This is a genomic window from Stappia sp. G46H5W (assembly GCF_058448995.1).
In genome coordinates this window covers 199174-214142 of record NZ_JBZFLL010000004.1, presented here as the reverse complement: position 1 = coordinate 214142, position 14969 = coordinate 199174, and the positions used below count along the sequence as shown (strand labels likewise).

The 14969-nt window shown below is 66.6% G+C and carries 12 protein-coding genes and 1 tRNA gene; 10 read left to right on the top strand and 3 right to left on the bottom strand.

What is annotated here, in order from left to right:
- Positions 1 to 43: 43 nt before the first annotated feature.
- The 5 genes from ACVJ6E_RS13915 to ACVJ6E_RS13895 all read left to right on the top strand — a co-directional run bounded on the left by ACVJ6E_RS13915 (position 44) and on the right by ACVJ6E_RS13895 (position 5789).
- Positions 44 to 2809: a chemotaxis protein CheW gene (locus tag ACVJ6E_RS13915; RefSeq protein ID WP_120269569.1), complete on the top strand. Its 2766-nt coding sequence runs from the start codon at positions 44 to 46 to the stop codon at positions 2807 to 2809.
- Positions 2806 to 3285 carry a chemotaxis protein CheW gene (locus ACVJ6E_RS13910; protein ID WP_067218805.1) on the top strand — a complete coding sequence of 160 codons (480 nt, stop codon included), beginning with the start codon at positions 2806 to 2808 and terminating at the stop codon, positions 3283 to 3285. The genes ACVJ6E_RS13915 and ACVJ6E_RS13910 overlap by 4 nt, the downstream gene beginning before the upstream one ends.
- A 47-nt stretch (positions 3286 to 3332) precedes the next feature.
- Positions 3333 to 3698: a response regulator gene (locus tag ACVJ6E_RS13905; RefSeq protein ID WP_067218802.1), complete on the top strand. Its 366-nt coding sequence runs from the start codon at positions 3333 to 3335 to the stop codon at positions 3696 to 3698.
- A gap of 85 nt (positions 3699 to 3783) precedes the next feature.
- Positions 3784 to 4929, top strand: coding sequence for a protein-glutamate methylesterase/protein-glutamine glutaminase (locus tag ACVJ6E_RS13900; protein ID WP_120269570.1), 1146 nt, complete (start codon positions 3784 to 3786; stop codon positions 4927 to 4929).
- Complete coding sequence (locus ACVJ6E_RS13895) at positions 4926 to 5789, top strand: CheR family methyltransferase (RefSeq protein WP_120269571.1); 864 nt, start codon at positions 4926 to 4928, stop codon at positions 5787 to 5789. Before ACVJ6E_RS13900 ends, ACVJ6E_RS13895 begins: the two co-directional genes overlap by 4 nt.
- Before the next feature lie 253 nt (positions 5790 to 6042).
- Here the strand turns inward: ACVJ6E_RS13895 and ACVJ6E_RS13890 are convergent.
- Both ACVJ6E_RS13890 and ACVJ6E_RS13885 read right to left on the bottom strand, forming a co-directional pair.
- Positions 6043 to 6118 (bottom strand) — tRNA-Glu (locus ACVJ6E_RS13890).
- A gap of 189 nt (positions 6119 to 6307) precedes the next feature.
- Positions 6308 to 6667 carry a hypothetical protein gene (locus ACVJ6E_RS13885; RefSeq protein WP_120269572.1) on the bottom strand — a complete coding sequence of 120 codons (360 nt, stop codon included), beginning with the start codon at positions 6665 to 6667 and terminating at the stop codon, positions 6308 to 6310.
- On the opposite strand from ACVJ6E_RS13885, the gene ACVJ6E_RS13880 reads away from it, so the two are divergent.
- The 3 genes from ACVJ6E_RS13880 (at position 6666) to ACVJ6E_RS13870 (ending at position 11114) form a co-directional block, all read left to right on the top strand.
- Entirely contained in the window at positions 6666 to 7703 is a 1038-nt protein-coding gene (locus ACVJ6E_RS13880; protein WP_120269573.1) for an RluA family pseudouridine synthase, read from the top strand. The genes ACVJ6E_RS13885 and ACVJ6E_RS13880 overlap by 2 nt on opposite strands.
- Positions 7704 to 7861: 158 nt before the next feature.
- Entirely contained in the window at positions 7862 to 8764 is a 903-nt protein-coding gene (gene rpoH / locus ACVJ6E_RS13875) for an RNA polymerase sigma factor RpoH (RefSeq protein ID WP_067218790.1), read from the top strand.
- Between the two features lie 151 nt (positions 8765 to 8915).
- A complete protein-coding gene (locus ACVJ6E_RS13870) occupies positions 8916 to 11114 on the top strand; it encodes an adenylate/guanylate cyclase domain-containing protein (RefSeq protein ID WP_120269574.1) in 2199 nt (732 codons plus the stop codon).
- Here the strand turns inward: ACVJ6E_RS13870 and ACVJ6E_RS13865 are convergent.
- The gene (locus ACVJ6E_RS13865; protein ID WP_120269575.1) at positions 11111 to 12055 is read right to left on the bottom strand and encodes a DMT family transporter; all 945 of its coding nucleotides are present in this window, start codon (positions 12053 to 12055) and stop codon (positions 11111 to 11113) included. The genes ACVJ6E_RS13870 and ACVJ6E_RS13865 overlap by 4 nt on opposite strands.
- A 177-nt stretch (positions 12056 to 12232) precedes the next feature.
- Between ACVJ6E_RS13865 and ACVJ6E_RS13860 the strand changes: the two genes are divergently transcribed.
- Both ACVJ6E_RS13860 and ACVJ6E_RS13855 read left to right on the top strand, forming a co-directional pair.
- Positions 12233 to 13501: an MFS transporter gene (locus ACVJ6E_RS13860; protein WP_158592717.1), complete on the top strand. Its 1269-nt coding sequence runs from the start codon at positions 12233 to 12235 to the stop codon at positions 13499 to 13501.
- A 161-nt stretch (positions 13502 to 13662) separates the two neighbouring features.
- Entirely contained in the window at positions 13663 to 14952 is a 1290-nt protein-coding gene (locus ACVJ6E_RS13855) for an adenylosuccinate synthase (RefSeq protein WP_120269577.1), read from the top strand.
- Positions 14953 to 14969: the final 17 nt, after the last annotated feature.

Below are 14969 nucleotides of genomic sequence, written 5' to 3'. Positions count from 1 at the left end.
GGGTCCGGATCGTGTACCAGTAACCAGTCGGGTGAGTGTGGCCATGGACGACCTGCTTAGCGAGTTCCTCACAGAAACGAACGAGAGCCTGGATGTCGTCGACGTCGAGCTCGTCAAGTTCGAACAGGAACCGAACAACGCGAAGATTCTCGACAACGTTTTCCGGCTCGTTCACACGATCAAGGGTACGTGCGGCTTCCTTGGCCTGCCGCGGCTGGAAGCCCTTGCCCATGCCGGCGAAACGCTGATGGGCAAGTTCCGCGACGGCGCCAAGGTGACGCCCGACGCGGTCTCCCTCATTCTTTCCTCCATCGACCGGATCAAGGAAATCCTGGCCGAGCTGGAGGCCGCCAACGGCACCGAGCCCGCCGGCAGCGACCACGACCTGATCTCCGAGCTGGAGCGCATGGCGCTGGAAGCCGACACCCGCGGCGATGCAGCAGCCGATGACACGGCCGAGGCCGAAGACGACGGCATGGCCCGCGGCGAGCTGGTCGAGCAGGTGCTGGAGCGCCCGCTGCGTCCCGGCGAAGTCTCCCTCGACGAGCTGGAGCGTGCCTTCCGCGAAGCCGAGGTCGAGGTCGAACTCCCCGTTTCCGCTCCCCTGACCGAGATCGAGGCCGATGCCGAGATGGAGGCGGAAGCCGCCCCGCCGGCGCCGCTCGCCCCGCGCAACCGCGCTCGCGACGAAGCTTCGGCACCGCGCGAGACCGCCGAGAAGGGCGAGAAGAAGGCATCTGTTTCGAGCCAGTCCATTCGCGTTGCGGTCGAGACGCTCGAACATCTGATGACGATGGTCTCCGAGCTGGTCCTGACCCGCAACCAGTTGCTCGAGATCGTCCGCCGCCACGAGGACTCCGAGTTCAAGGTGCCGTTGCAGCGCCTGTCGAACGTCACTGCCGAGCTGCAGGAAGGCGTCATGAAGACGCGCATGCAGCCGATCGGCAATGCCTGGCAGAAGCTGCCGCGCATCGTCCGCGATCTGAGCCAGGAACTCGACAAGCCGATCGAGCTGGAAATGATCGGCGCCGAGACCGAGCTCGACCGTCAGGTTCTCGAGCTGATCAAGGATCCGCTCACCCACATGATCCGCAACTCCGCCGATCACGGGCTGGAGATGCCGTCCGACCGCCGCACTGCCGGCAAGCCGGAGAAGGGCACGATCACCCTGTCCGCCTATCATGAAGGCGGCCACATCATCATCGAGGTCAAGGACGACGGTCGCGGCATCGATGTCGACCGGGTCAAGGCCAAGGTGCTGGAGCGCGGGCTCGCCTCCGAGGCCGAGCTGGACAAGATGACGGATCAGCAGATCCACAAGTTCATCTTCCACGCAGGCTTCTCCACGGCGCAGAACATCACCAGCGTCTCCGGCCGCGGCGTCGGCATGGACGTGGTGCGCAACAACGTGGAGCTGATCGGCGGCACCATCGATCTGCGCTCGGTTCCGGGCCGCGGTTCGAGCTTCATCATCAAGATCCCGCTGACGCTCGCCATCGTCTCGGCGCTCATCGTCGAGGCCGGCGGCGACCGCTTCGCCATCCCGCAGCTGTCGGTGGTCGAGCTGGTGCGCGTTCAGTCCAACTCCGAGCACCGTATCGAGCGCATCAAAGACACGCCTGTCCTGCGCCTGCGCAACAAGCTGCTGCCGCTGGTGCACATGTCGCAGCTGCTCGGCGTCGGTCCCAATGGCGGCGATCAGGAGATCGAGTCCGACACCGGCTTCATCGTGGTGATGCAGGTCGGCAGCCAGACCTTCGGCGTCGTCGTCGACGGCGTGTTCCACACCGAGGAAATCGTCGTCAAGCCGATGTCCTCCATGCTGCGCAACCTGACCATGTTCTCCGGCAACACCATCCTGGGCGATGGCGCGGTGATCATGATCATCGATCCGAACGGCGTCGCCTCGGCCATGGCAAGCCATGCCTCCAGCGTCGTCGCCGAGAACGAGCGCAAGGAAGCCGAGGACGCCATGACCTCCGCCCTCGACGGGCAGTCGACCGTGTCGATGCTGCTGTTCCGTGCCGGCTCGCCCGAGCCCAAGGCGGTGCCGCTGTCGCTGGTCACCCGCCTGGAGGAGTTCGAGGTCTCCAAGATCGAGCATTCCAACGGCCGGGACCTGGTGCAGTATCGCGGCTCGCTGATGCCGCTGGTCTACATCGAGGCCTCCCAGACACGCCGCGGCGAAGGCACCCAGCCGATGCTGGTCTTCTCCGACGCCGGCCGCTCCATGGGCCTCGTCGTCGACGAGATCGTCGACATCGTCGAGGATCGCATGCACATCGAGGTCGGCTCCGACCGGGCCGGCATCCTCGGATCGGCGGTCATCAAGGACAAGGCGACCGAGATCATCGACCTCGGCTACTACCTGCCGCAGGCCTTCGAGGACTGGTTCATGCGCAAGGAGATGGACATCGCCGCGCTGACCAAGAAGGTCCTTCTGGTCGACGACAGCGCCTTCTTCCGCAACATGCTGACGCCCGTCCTCAAGGCGGCCGGCTATGACGTCACCGCCGTCAACGGCGCGCGCCAGGCCTTCGAGCTGCTGGAGAACGGCGACACGTTCCAGGCGATCGTCAGCGACATCGAGATGCCGGAAATCAACGGCTTCGAGTTCTGCGAGGCCCTGCGTCGCGATCCGCGCTTCCGCAAGATGCCGGTTCTGGCACTGTCGGCCGTGGTCTCCCCGGCCTCCATCGAGCGCGGCCGTCAGGCCGGTTTCGACGACTATGTGGCGAAGTTCGACCGTCCGGGGCTGATCGCCTCGCTGAAGGACCTGTTCGCCGGTGAAATGGGAATTGCGGCATGAGGCACAACGACAATCTCGCGGCCGGTATCGACGATACCATCCAGTATGTCACCGTCATCATCGGCGGCCAGCTCTTCGGGCTGCCGATCAGCCAGGTGCACGACGTCTTCGTTCCGGAGAGCGTGACCCGCGTGCCGCTGGCCGCTCCGGAAGTGGCAGGCGTGCTCAACCTGCGCGGCCGCATCGTCACGGCGATCGACATGCGCAAGCGCCTGCACCTGCCGGCCAGGGACGCGAATGCCCAGGTCATGGCGGTCGGCATCGAGCACAAGGGCGAGAGCTACGGCCTCGTCATCGACCAGGTCGGCGAGGTGCTGCGCCTGTCGAACGACTCGATGGAGCCGAACCCGTCCAACCTCGACAAGCGCTGGGCGGAGATTTCCGGCGGCGTGCACCGGCTGGACGGCAAGCTGATGATCATTCTCGACGTCACCCGCCTCTTCGGAGCGATGTTCGAGCCCATGGCGGCGGCCTGACGCGACCAAACCGGCGAAGAGAAACCCGGCACTCGGGAGAACAAGATATGAAGCACTGTCTGGTCGTCGACGACTCCAGCGTCATCCGCAAGGTCGCTCGCCGCATTCTCGAGGACCTCTCCTTCGAGATCTCCGAGGCCGAGGACGGTCTCAAGGCCCTGCAGGCCTGCCGCGAGCGCATGCCCGACGCGATCCTGCTGGACTGGAACATGCCCGAGATGGACGGTCTGGAGTTCCTGCTGGCGCTGCGCAAGGAATATGGCGGCGAGAAGCCCATCGTGGTCTTCTGCACCACAGAGAATGACGTGGCCCATATCACCCGCGCCATGCGCGCGGGCGCCAACGAGTACATCATGAAGCCGTTCGACAAGGACATCGTGGAAGCGAAGTTCCAAGAGGCCGGGCTGCTCTAACCCCTCTGCAGGGCTGTACCACATGAACGCCAGTTCTTCAGCGCCGGCCCCCCGGGACGGCGCCAGGGCGGATTGCATCCGCGTCATGGTTGTTGACGACTCCGTCGTCATCCGCGGCCTGCTCAGCCGCTGGGTCGAGGCAGACCCGGCTCTGGAGCTCGTCGCCTCCCATCGCAACGGCAAGCTCGCGGTCGACGACATCGAACGTTCCAACCCCGATGTCGTGGTTCTGGACATCGAGATGCCGGAGATGGACGGCCTGACCGCCCTTCCCCTGATGCTGCGCAAGAAGCGCGATCTCGTCGTCGTCATGGCCTCGACGCTGACCCGCCGCAATGCCGAAGTCAGCCTGCGCGCCCTCTCGCTCGGAGCGCAGGATTACGTCCCCAAGCCGGAATCGACCAGCGAGGTCACGACCTCGATCGATTTCCGCCGCGAGCTCATCGACAAGGTGAAGGCTCTGGGTCAGCGCCGCCGCGGAAGCAGTTCCGCAGGCGGACGCATGATGCGCGCCCAGACCGCAGCCGGCCGCACCGCATCGCAGGCCCCGGCCGGCTCGGCACCGGCCGGTTACACGCGTCTGGCCGCCGGCGCCGCGGCACCCGCCGCAGCTCCCGCGATCCGCACCCGCGCCTATTCCAGCGCCCGGCCGCGCATCCTTGCCATCGGTTCCTCCACCGGCGGTCCCCAGGCGCTGCAGCAGCTGTTCACCGACATCGGCACCGCGATCCGCGAAGTGCCGGTGGTCGTGACCCAGCACATGCCGCCGACCTTCACCGCCATTCTGGCCGAGCATATCGCCAAGGCGGCGCTGCGCCCGGCCAAGGAAGCGGAAAACGGCGAGGTGCTGAAGCCCGGTCACATCTATGTGGCGCCGGGCGGACTGCACATGGTCATCGACAAGGACGGCGGCCAGGTCGTGGCACGCCTGAACGACAGCCCGCCGGTGAATTTCTGCAAGCCCGCAGTCGATCCGCTGTTCGACAGCGTCGCCAAGATCTACGGCTCCGCCACCCTGGCAGTGGTGCTGACCGGCATGGGGCATGACGGTGCAGCCGGCGTGCGCACCATCGCCGCCGGCGGCGGCAGCGTCATCGCGCAGGACGAGGCGACCAGCGTGGTATGGGGCATGCCCGGTGCGGCAGCGCAGACGGGCATGTGTTGCGAGATCCTGCCGATCACCCGTATCGGCCCCAAGATCTCCGGATTGTTGAGTGGAGGCCCCAGGTGATTGCGTCACAGTTTGAGTATCTCAAGCAGTTCCTGAAGGCCAAGTCCGGACTGGTCCTGACCAACGAGAAGCAGTACCTGGTCGAAAGCCGGCTGCTGCCGGTTGCAAGGCGTCACAACCTCGCCGGCCTGTCGGAGCTCGTCCAGGCGATGCAGAAGCCGACCGGCGCGCAGTTGTGCACCGAGGTGGTCGAGGCCATGACCACCAACGAGTCCTTCTTCTTCCGCGATGGCATGCCGTTCCAGCACTTCCGGGAAGTGATGCTGCCCGCCATGCTGAAGGCCCGTGCCGACCGCCGGACCATCCGCATCTGGTGCGCGGCCGCCTCCACCGGCCAGGAGCCCTACTCGCTTGCCATCTGCCTGAAGGAAGCAGCACAGAAGCTCGCCGGCTTCCGTGTCGAGATCATCGGCACAGACCTGTCGACCGAAGTTCTGGAGAAGGCGAAGAACGGCATCTACAGCCAGTTCGAGGTCCAGCGCGGCCTGCCGATCCAGATGCTGCTGAAGTACTTCACCCAGAAGGGCGACCTGTGGCAGGTCAACCCGGAGCTGCGCTCCATGGTGCAGTGGCGAAAGCTCAACCTGCTGGAGAGCTTCTCCACGCTGGGCTCCTTCGACATCGTCTACTGCCGGAACGTGCTGATCTATTTCGACCAGCCGACCAAGGTGGACGTGCTCCAGCGCATCTCCAAGCAGATGCCTGCCGACGGTTACCTGGTGCTGGGCGCGGCCGAGACCGTCGTCGGCCTCACCGACGCCTTCCGGCCGGTTCCGGACTTGCGGGGCCTCTACCAGCCGACGGCTGCCACCGGCACGCAGGGACTTGCATCCCGCTCGCGCTTCCAGGTGGCGGGCTGACACGCGGCAAACCGCACGAACACGAGACGCCGGCGCCAACGCGCCGGCGTTTTGCATTGGGGCAATGCGCCGGACACAGGACAGCACGCGACAGCCCGGGCGGAGCAATAGCTCACCGGGCCGGATGACCGGGCGAATGCTGGACCGCGGACGCAATGGATCAGCCCGTGAGGGTGACAGGTCGTCGCGATTTTTGGATGGTTTCGCAGCACCGGAGGCAAGTCGCTTGTCTTTCAAGCGACTGCCGGAAGATTGGCACCCCCAAGGGGACTCGAACCCCTGTTTCCGCCGTGAGAGGGCGGCGTCCTAGACCGCTAGACGATGGGGGCGTCGGGCCGGTCAGTGGCGAACAGGAGGCGTGGATAGAACGCTCGCGCGCCGAATGCAAGCCCCATTTTTCGCAAAGCCTGTGGACAGTGAAAAAAGAGGCGCATTTTGCCCGCTCGCCTGTCCGAAGGCGCCCTCGCCCGCGGCGGCGCTCTCCCGGAGAGCCGCCGCGAGGCCGGGCAGTGCTGCCGTTATTGCGCGACGAACGTGGTCTCGCCGATGAGCCGGCCGGTCGCCGCTTCCAGATGCAGAAGCTTGCTGGCGGTGCCGTCGCGCACCAGCAGGATCAGCCGATCGCCCGACAGGACCATGCTTTCCACCCGCCCGTCCTTGCCGATGGCCACCGTTGCGGCTATATCGCTTCCGTCCGCCCGCTTGCCGCTTTCGGACAGCTTGTAGATGATGGCCGCGAGAACGGCCATGAAGCCGAGCACCATGACGAGGCTAGAGACGGCGAGCAGCCGCTTCAGCTTCTTCTGAACCCGTTCCATCGCCGGATCCAGCGGGGCTTCCGCGTCGCGGTCTTCGTCGTCCATTGCCGGATGTGTCATGTCTATGTCCATTGAAGAGGAAGGCGATGCCGATGGCGTCGCGATCGCAGCCCTTGCCGTTTCCGATGAGGATGCCGGCAGCCGCCTCGACGCCTGCCTTGCCCGCCACCTGCCGGAAATCAGCCGCAGCCGCATCCAGTCCCTGATCCGTCAGGGACGGGCGCGCGTCGGCGGGCGGACCATAATGGAGCCCAAATACCGGGTCAATTCGGGCGAGGAACTGGCGCTGGAGCTGCCCGAGCCGGAAGAGGCCGAGCCGACTCCCGAGGATATTCCGCTGACGATCGTCTACGAGGACGAACACCTTGTCGTGATCGACAAGCCGGCCGGCCTCGTCGTCCACCCCGGTCCCGGAAACTGGAGCGGTACGCTCGTCAACGCGCTGCTGCACCATTGCGGCGACAGCCTGTCGGGCATCGGCGGCGTCAAGCGCCCCGGCATCGTCCACCGGCTCGACAAGGACACCAGCGGCCTGCTGGTCGTTGCCAAGACCGACCTTGCGCATCAGGGGCTCGCCGCACAGTTCGCCGACCACGGCCGCACCGGGCCGCTGGAGCGCGAATATGTCGCGCTGGTCTGGGGCGCGCCCATGCAGCTGCGCGGCACTGTCGATGCGGATCTTGCCCGCTCCTCCGCCAACCGGCAGAAGATCGCGGTGACGAAATCCGGCGGCCGCCACGCCATCACGCACTGGCAGGTGCGCGAGCGCTTCGGCGCGAAGGACGCCCCCCCGATCGCTGCCCTGATGGCCTGCCGCCTGGAAACCGGGCGCACCCACCAGATCCGCGTGCACATGGCCCATATCGGCCACCCGCTGGTCGGCGATGCCGACTACGGCGCGCATTTCCGCACCAAGTCCGCGCGCCTGCCCGAGGAGGTCCGCGAGGTGGTGGACGCCTTCCCGCGCCAGGCCCTGCATGCAGGCCTGCTCGCCTTCGCCCATCCGGCGACCGGCGAGACGCTACGCTTCGAAAGCCCCCTTCCCGAAGACATGGACACCCTGCTCAAGGCAATCCGGACGCTTTCGCCGGCATAATTTGCAAAATTATGTCCTGATATTGCCGAAATGAACCCTATATTGGGAAGTCCGGCGTGCCATTCGGGCGCCGAAACAGAATGCCCTGCGATGGCGGTTGCGCATCCGGCCCGGGCCGACGCGACCCCGGAGGGATCGTTGGGAGAAAGGGTGCATTCATGGCCCAGAACATTCCGGCGCTGAGTTCCGGCGAAGGCGGTCTCAGCCGATATCTGGACGAAATCCGGCGGTTTCCCATGCTGGAACCGCAGGAAGAATACATGCTCGCCAAGCGCTACAAGGAGCATGGCGACCCGGCCGCCGCCGAGCGGCTGGTAACTTCGCATCTGCGCCTCGTTGCCAAGATCGCCATGGGATATCGCGGCTACGGCCTGCCGATTTCCGAGGTCGTGTCGGAAGGCAATGTCGGTCTTATGCAGGCGGTGAAGCGTTTCGAGCCCGACAAGGGCTTCCGTCTCGCCACCTATGCGATGTGGTGGATCAAGGCCGCGATCCAGGAATACATCCTGCGGTCCTGGTCGCTCGTGAAGATGGGCACCACCGCCAACCAGAAGCGTCTCTTCTTCAACCTGCGCCGGCTCAAGGGCCGCATCCAGGCGCTCGACGAGGGCGACCTGCGTCCCGAGCATGTCACCGAGATCGCCACCAAGCTCGGCGTCAGCGAGGAGGAGGTCGTTTCGATGAACCGCCGGCTCGCCGGCGACGCCTCGCTCAACGCGCCGATCCGCGCGGAGGCCGACAGCGGCGAGTGGCAGGACTGGCTCGTCGACGAGAGCGACAGCCAGGAGGCGATCTTCGCCCAGCAGGAAGAGTTGGATCAGCGGCGTAAGCTGCTCGGCGATGCGATGGAAGTCCTCAACGACCGCGAACGGCGGATCTTCGAGGCCCGCCGCCTGTCCGAGGATCCGATCACGCTCGAGGACCTGTCGACCGAGTTCGGCGTCAGCCGCGAGCGCGTGCGCCAGATCGAGGTTCGCGCCTTCGAGAAGGTGCAGAAGGCGGTGCGCCGCGGCGCCCGCGAGCTGGAACAGCCGCAGGCCCAGATCGCCGGCCAGGCCTGACGGGCACCCGGCCCGTCTCGCCCGCCAGATCGCAGTCCCGCGCCCATCGCGCGGGACGCGAGCCTCCCGCAATGCGGATTCCCCTTTCAGGCCCGATGCTCTAACCTTCCCGCGACGCAACGGACCGCGTCAGGGGGAGGCGGACAAGCACATGCGCATCACGCAACGCAAGCACCTGCTCGTGGCTGCGATCGGATGCCTGTTCCTGTTCGTCGTCACCGCGCTGCGGGCCTACGACCCCTCCTTCGTTTCCGCCATCCGCCTGATGGGGTTCGACGGATATCAGCGCTTCTGGCCCCGTCCGCAGGGCGAGTTCCCCGTCCGCATCGTCGACATCGACGAACGCTCGCTGGCCGTTCACGGCCAGTGGCCCTGGCGCCGTGACACGCTGGCCGAGCTGACCCGCGCGCTCACGGAGCTCGGCGCTGCCGCCATCGCCTACGACGTGATCTTCGCCGAACCCGACCGCCTCTCGCCGCATCGCTATGTCCCGGACCTGAAGATCGGTAACGATGCGGCGCTGGAAGGGCTGGCCGAGCGCCTGCCCGACACGGACAAGGTCTTCGCCGAGGCGATTGCCGAGGCCCCCGTCGTGCTCGGTTTCGCGACGCTGCCCAACGCCAATGGCGGCAAGCCGGCGGCCAAGGCCGGCTTTGCCCATGCCGGCAGCGATCCGACCGGCAGCATTCCCTCCTTCGCCTCCGCGCTGGTCAGCCTGCCGGTGCTGGAGGAGGCCGCCACCGGCAGCGGCGGCGTCAGTCTTTCCAGCCGCGACACGATCGGCATCGTGCGCCGCGTGCCGATGGTCTTCACCGACGGCACGGGCCTCTTCCCCAGCCTGGTAATGGAAGCCCTCAGAGTCGCCCAAGGCGCGGGCACCTTCATCATCCGCTCCGCCGATGCGAGCGGTGAACTGGGGGCCGGCGCTGCGGCCGTAACAGACATCAAGGTCGGCGCCCTGCCCTTCCCCACCACCGCACAGGGCGAGCTGTGGGTGTATTTCAACGAGGATCGGCCGGACCGCTACGTCTCGGCCGCCGACGTGCTGGATCCCGAGACGCGCGCGAGCCTTGCGCCGCAGATCGAGGGGCAGATCGTCTTCATCGGCACGTCCTCGGTCGGGCTCTACGATATCCGGGCCACGCCGCTCGGCGATCTCGTGCCGGGCGTCTCGGTCCACGCGCAGGCCGCCGAGCAGATCCTCGCCGGGACCTTCCTCAGCCGGCCGGACTGGGCGGACGGCGCCGAGATCATCGCCACCTTCCTGCTCGGCCTGATCGTCATCGCGCTGATTATCGCCTTCGGCTCGATCTGGGCGGCGGTGGTCGGCGGCGTGATCGCCTTCTCGCTCTATGCCGGCGCCATCCACCTGTTCCGCACGCAAGGGCTGCTGCTCGATCCGCTTTATCCGACCGCCGTGAACCTCTTTGTCGTCTACGCGGCGGCGACCGCGCTGCTATATTTCCTCACCGAGCGCGAGAAGCGCTTCGTGCGGGCCGCCTTCGGCCAGTATCTGGCACCGGAAATGGTCAAGCGGCTGGAGACGGCGCCCGACGCGCTGCGGCTCGGCGGCGAGATGCGCGACATGACCATCATGTTCATGGATGTGCGCGGCTTCACCCCGATCTCCGAGCAGCTGACGCCGACGGATCTCGTCGCCTTCCTCAACGCGCTGCTGTCGCCGCTCTCCGACGAGATCCAGGCGCGCAGCGGCACCATCGACAAGTATATCGGCGACAGCATCATGGCCTTCTGGAACGCGCCGATGGACGTGGACGACCATGCGGCCAAGGCCTGCCGGACGGCGCTGGAGATGGTGCGGATCGTGGACCGGCTGAATGCCGAGGATGCCTTCCGCTTCCGCGAGCGCGGCCTGCCGACCCAGACGGTGCGGATCGGCGTCGGGCTCAACACCGGAGAGGCCTGCGTCGGCAACATGGGCTCCGACCGCCGCTTCAATTATTCGGTGATCGGCGATGCGGTGAATGTCGCGGCGCGGATCGAGTCCAGCTGCAAGGCAGTCGGCGCCGATTGCGTCGTCTCCGAGGACACGGCCCGCGCGGCCGAGGGGTTTGCCTTCCTGGAGGCCGGCGCGATCCCGCTGAAGGGCAAGAGCGTGCCGATCCGCCTGTTCGCCCTGGTCGGCGACCCCGACTATGCCGCCGGAGAAGAATTCAAGGTACTGTCGGAAACCCACGCGGCGATGGTCGCGTCAATCGACGCCGGCGACCTGGAGGCGGCCCGCACAGGCCTTGCCGCCTGCCGCGAGAAGGCCCCTGAACGGCTGTCCGACGTCTACGACCGTTTCGCCGAACGCATCGAGGTGATGCCCCAGCGCACGCCGGCTTAGGAAAGCCCGCCTCCGACCGGGCGGCGCGACCGGGCAAAAAGCGTCAGCACGCGCCCATCGAGCAGCAGCAGCCCGAAAATCAGCACCCCCATTCCAGCCATCTGCAACACGGACAGGGCCTCGCCCAGCAGGCTCGCGGACATCAGCACCGCCGAGACCGGGATCAGCAGCGTGACCAGCGAGGCATTGGTGGCTCCGGCGTCGGCCAGCAGGCGGAAGTAGATGAGATAGGCGAGCGCAGTGCAGGCCGTGCCGAGGGCCACGACCGAAGCCCATGCCGCTGGCCCCGCCATGGCCGGGGTCCAGCCGCCCGGCATGGAGCTTGCCTGCCAGACGGCAAGCGGCAGCAGCAACAGGCTGGATCCGGTCAGCTGTCCCGTCGCAGCGACCATGACCGGGACACCGCGAAAGCGGCGGGCGAATGCGGCAGCAAAGGCATAGGACAGCGCGGCGCCCAGACACAGGGCCTGAGCCCAGACCGGTTCGCCCGAAAGACCCGCCAGCGCCCCCGCCTCCAACCCGGGAAGCAGCAGGAGCGCCACGCCGGCGAAGCCCACCGCAATGCCGGCGACGCGGTGCGCCCGCAGGACCTCCTGGCGAAAGAGCACGGAGGCAACCAGCACCGTGAAGATCGGCGTCGTCGCATTCAGGATCGAGGCAAGGCTCGCCGAAATGCCCGTCTGGCCCCACAGGATCAGCGAGAAGGGGATCGCATTGTTGAGCAGCCCCATCACCAGGAAGGCAGCGAGCGTGGAAGGATCGCGCGGAAACACAAGTCCGCGCATCGCCAGCAGCCCATGCAGGACGAGCGCGGCCAGCAGCACCCGCAGGAAGGCAAGAACGAAGGGCGGAATCTCCACGAGCGCAATCTTGCCGAAGGGAAAGGTCGCGCCCCAAACAAGCGCGAGCGCGACAAGCAGCAGCCAGTTCTTCCAGGACATCGTCTTCCCCCTACGCGCGCACATGCCGTCCATGCCTAACGCGCGTGCTACCGCGCGCCCACCCGATTTGAGACGCCGCCCGCCATCCAAGGTTGAAAAGTCGAAACAAGGGCTTGTAGCGGGCGGCAAGCGGGGTCAGGATCATTTTTCCCGCCGCTGCCAGGAATGCTGGCCCGAATGCCCGACACCCTGACCTCCCTCGCCTCACGCCCGCTGCTCTACCGTCTCGTGCCGCTGCTCGTTGCCGCCGGCCTGCTGCTCGGTGCCAACGGCGTCGCGATGACCGTGATCGCGGTGCGCGGCCGGCTGAACGGCCTGTCCGACACGACCATCGGCCTGTTCGGCTCCGCCTATTATGCCGGCTTCATTCTCGGGGTCCTGGTCACGCCGATCCTGATCCAGCGGGTCGGGCATATCCGGGTGTTCTCCGCCCTTGCGGCGCTGAGCGCCATCGCCGTGCTGCTGTTGCTGCTCACCGCGCCGGGCCTGTACTGGGCGGGCCTGCGCTTCGTCAGCGGCATCGCCTTTTGCGGCACGGCCATGGTGCTGGAAAGCTGGCTCAACGCGCTGTCGTCCAATGCCGAGCGCGGGCGCATTCTCAGCATCTACCGGATCGTCGACCTTGGCGCCGTCACCGGCGGCCAGTTCCTGCTGCCCGCTTTCGGCGCCGGCGGCTTCGAGATCCTGGTGGTCATCGGCCTCGTCTTCTGTGCCGCGCTGATCCCGGTCTCGCTCGCCCGCGAGGGCAATCCGCCGGTCTCCGACACGACGCGCATCAACTACCTGTCCATCTGGGTCATTTCTCCCGTCGCCGCCGTCGGCTGCCTGACCATCGGCCTGACCAACGGCGCCTTCCGGACGGTCGGGCCGGTCTATGCGGAAGGTGTCGGTCTCGATGCCGACGGGCTGGCGCTCCTGATCAGCCTGTGGGTGATCGCCGGCGCCATCTTCCAGTTCCCTCTCGGTTGGGCCTCCGACCGCATCGACCGGCGTTATGTGCTGATCATGGCAACGCTGGGCGCCGGGCTCTCCTGCCTGTTCCTGTCGGGCGTCACCATGGAAGCGGCGATCTTCCTCGGCGCCTTCCTGTTCGGCGGCTTCGCGCTGCCGCTCTATTCGCTCTCGGCCGCCCATGCGAACGACCATGCCGGCCCCGGGCAATATGTCGAGCTGGCCGCCGGGCTCACCATGTTCTTCGCGCTCGGCGCCATGGTCGGCCCGCTCATTGCCTCGGCGGTGATGGACCGGTTCGGCCCGACCGCCTTCTTCGTCTATACCGGCGGCCTGCATCTGGCCTTCGTCGCCTTCGTCGGCCTGCGGCTCTTCATCCGGGGCGCTGCTCCGGCGAGTCGCCGGGGCCGCTTTGTCTGGCTGCTGCGCACCTCGCCGGCGATCTTTCGCCTGGCAAGCAGTCAGAAGGGGCAGGACAAGCCCGACCGGGAGTGACTTTTCCGCCGCGCCGGCGTGGAAAGCGGGTCTAGGGGCTCGTAAATGCGGATCACCGCCGCTATAGTCCGCCTCGCATTGCCCCGGTCGGCTGAACCGGGGTTTTTCGTGTGCGCTGGTGCCGCTGCCAGCCGGTTTGCCTGATCGAAGGAACGTCTCGAATGGCCAATGTCGTCGTCGTCGGATCTCAATGGGGTGACGAAGGGAAGGGCAAGATTGTCGACTGGCTGTCGGAGCAGGCAGACGTCGTCGTGCGCTTCCAGGGCGGGCACAATGCCGGCCATACTCTGGTGATCGACGGTGTCAGCTACAAGCTCTCGCTGCTGCCCTCGGGTGTCGTGCGCGGCAAGCTGTCGGTGATCGGCAATGGCGTCGTGATCGATCCGCATGCGCTGGTGGCCGAGATCGGCCGGCTGGCCGAACAGGGCATCCAGGTGTCGCCGGAAACGCTGGCCATCGCCGGAAACGCGACGCTGATCCTGTCGCTGCACCGCGAGCTCGACGCGCTGCGCGAAAACGCCGTCACCGGTACCAAGATCGGCACCACCAAGCGCGGCATCGGCCCGGCCTACGAGGACAAGGTCGGCCGCCGTGCCATCCGCATCATGGATCTGGCAAACCTGAAGAGCCTACCGGCCAAGATCGACCGGCTGCTGGCGCACCACAACGCGCTGCGCCGCGGCCTCGGCGAGCCGGAAGTGGATCCGGCGACGATCTTCGGCGAGCTGGAAAGCGTCGCCGGCCAGGTGCTGCCCTACATGCAGACCGTCTGGTCGCTGCTCGACAATTGCCGCCGCGACGGCAAGCGCATCCTCTTCGAGGGCGCGCAGGGAACGCTTCTCGACATCGACCACGGCACCTACCCCTTCGTGACCTCCTCCAACACGGTCTCGGGGCAGGCGGCGGCCGGCAGCGGCCTCGGCCCGAGCTCCATCGGCTACGTGCTCGGCATCACCAAGGCCTACACGACCCGCGTCGGCGAAGGCCCCTTCCCGACCGAGCAGGACAACGAGGTGGGCGAGTTCCTGGGCACCCGCGGCCATGAGTTCGGCACGGTGACCGGGCGCAAGCGCCGCTGCGGCTGGTTCGATGCCGTTCTGGTGCGCCAGAGCTGCAGCATCAACGGCATCACCGGCATCGCGCTGACCAAGCTGGACGTGCTCGACGGCCTCGACGAGATCAAGATCTGCGTCGCCTACGAGTTCGACGGCCAGCGCATCGACCACCTGCCCGCCTCCCAGGGCGCGCAGGCCCGCGTCAAGCCGATCTACGAAACCCTTCCGGGCTGGAAGGAATCGACGGAAGGCGCCCGCAGCTGGGCCGACCTGCCGGCGCAGGCGGTCAAGTATGTCCGCCATGTCGAGGAGTTGATCGGCGCTCCGGTCGCCCTGCTCTCGACCTCGCCGGAGCGGGATGACACAATCCTTGTCCAGAATCCGTTTCAGGATTAAGCCTTAAACCGTGGACC

What these genes read in the sequence shown, in the direction of transcription:
- ACVJ6E_RS13915 (WP_120269569.1), top strand. Translation starts at nt 44, where the DNA reads ATGGACGACCTGCTTAGCGAGTTCCTCACAGAAACGAACGAGAGCCTG.
- ACVJ6E_RS13910 (WP_067218805.1), top strand. Translation starts at nt 2,806, where the DNA reads ATGAGGCACAACGACAATCTCGCGGCCGGTATCGACGATACCATCCAG.
- ACVJ6E_RS13905 (WP_067218802.1), top strand. Translation starts at nt 3,333, where the DNA reads ATGAAGCACTGTCTGGTCGTCGACGACTCCAGCGTCATCCGCAAGGTC.
- ACVJ6E_RS13900 (WP_120269570.1), top strand. Translation starts at nt 3,784, where the DNA reads ATGGTTGTTGACGACTCCGTCGTCATCCGCGGCCTGCTCAGCCGCTGG.
- ACVJ6E_RS13880 (WP_120269573.1), top strand. Translation starts at nt 6,666, where the DNA reads ATGTCTATGTCCATTGAAGAGGAAGGCGATGCCGATGGCGTCGCGATC.
- ACVJ6E_RS13885 (WP_120269572.1), bottom strand. Translation starts at nt 6,667, where the DNA reads ATGACACATCCGGCAATGGACGACGAAGACCGCGACGCGGAAGCCCCG.
- rpoH (WP_067218790.1), top strand. Translation starts at nt 7,862, where the DNA reads ATGGCCCAGAACATTCCGGCGCTGAGTTCCGGCGAAGGCGGTCTCAGC.
- ACVJ6E_RS13870 (WP_120269574.1), top strand. Translation starts at nt 8,916, where the DNA reads ATGCGCATCACGCAACGCAAGCACCTGCTCGTGGCTGCGATCGGATGC.
- ACVJ6E_RS13865 (WP_120269575.1), bottom strand. Translation starts at nt 12,055, where the DNA reads ATGTCCTGGAAGAACTGGCTGCTGCTTGTCGCGCTCGCGCTTGTTTGG.
- ACVJ6E_RS13860 (WP_158592717.1), top strand. Translation starts at nt 12,233, where the DNA reads ATGCCCGACACCCTGACCTCCCTCGCCTCACGCCCGCTGCTCTACCGT.
- ACVJ6E_RS13855 (WP_120269577.1), top strand. Translation starts at nt 13,663, where the DNA reads ATGGCCAATGTCGTCGTCGTCGGATCTCAATGGGGTGACGAAGGGAAG.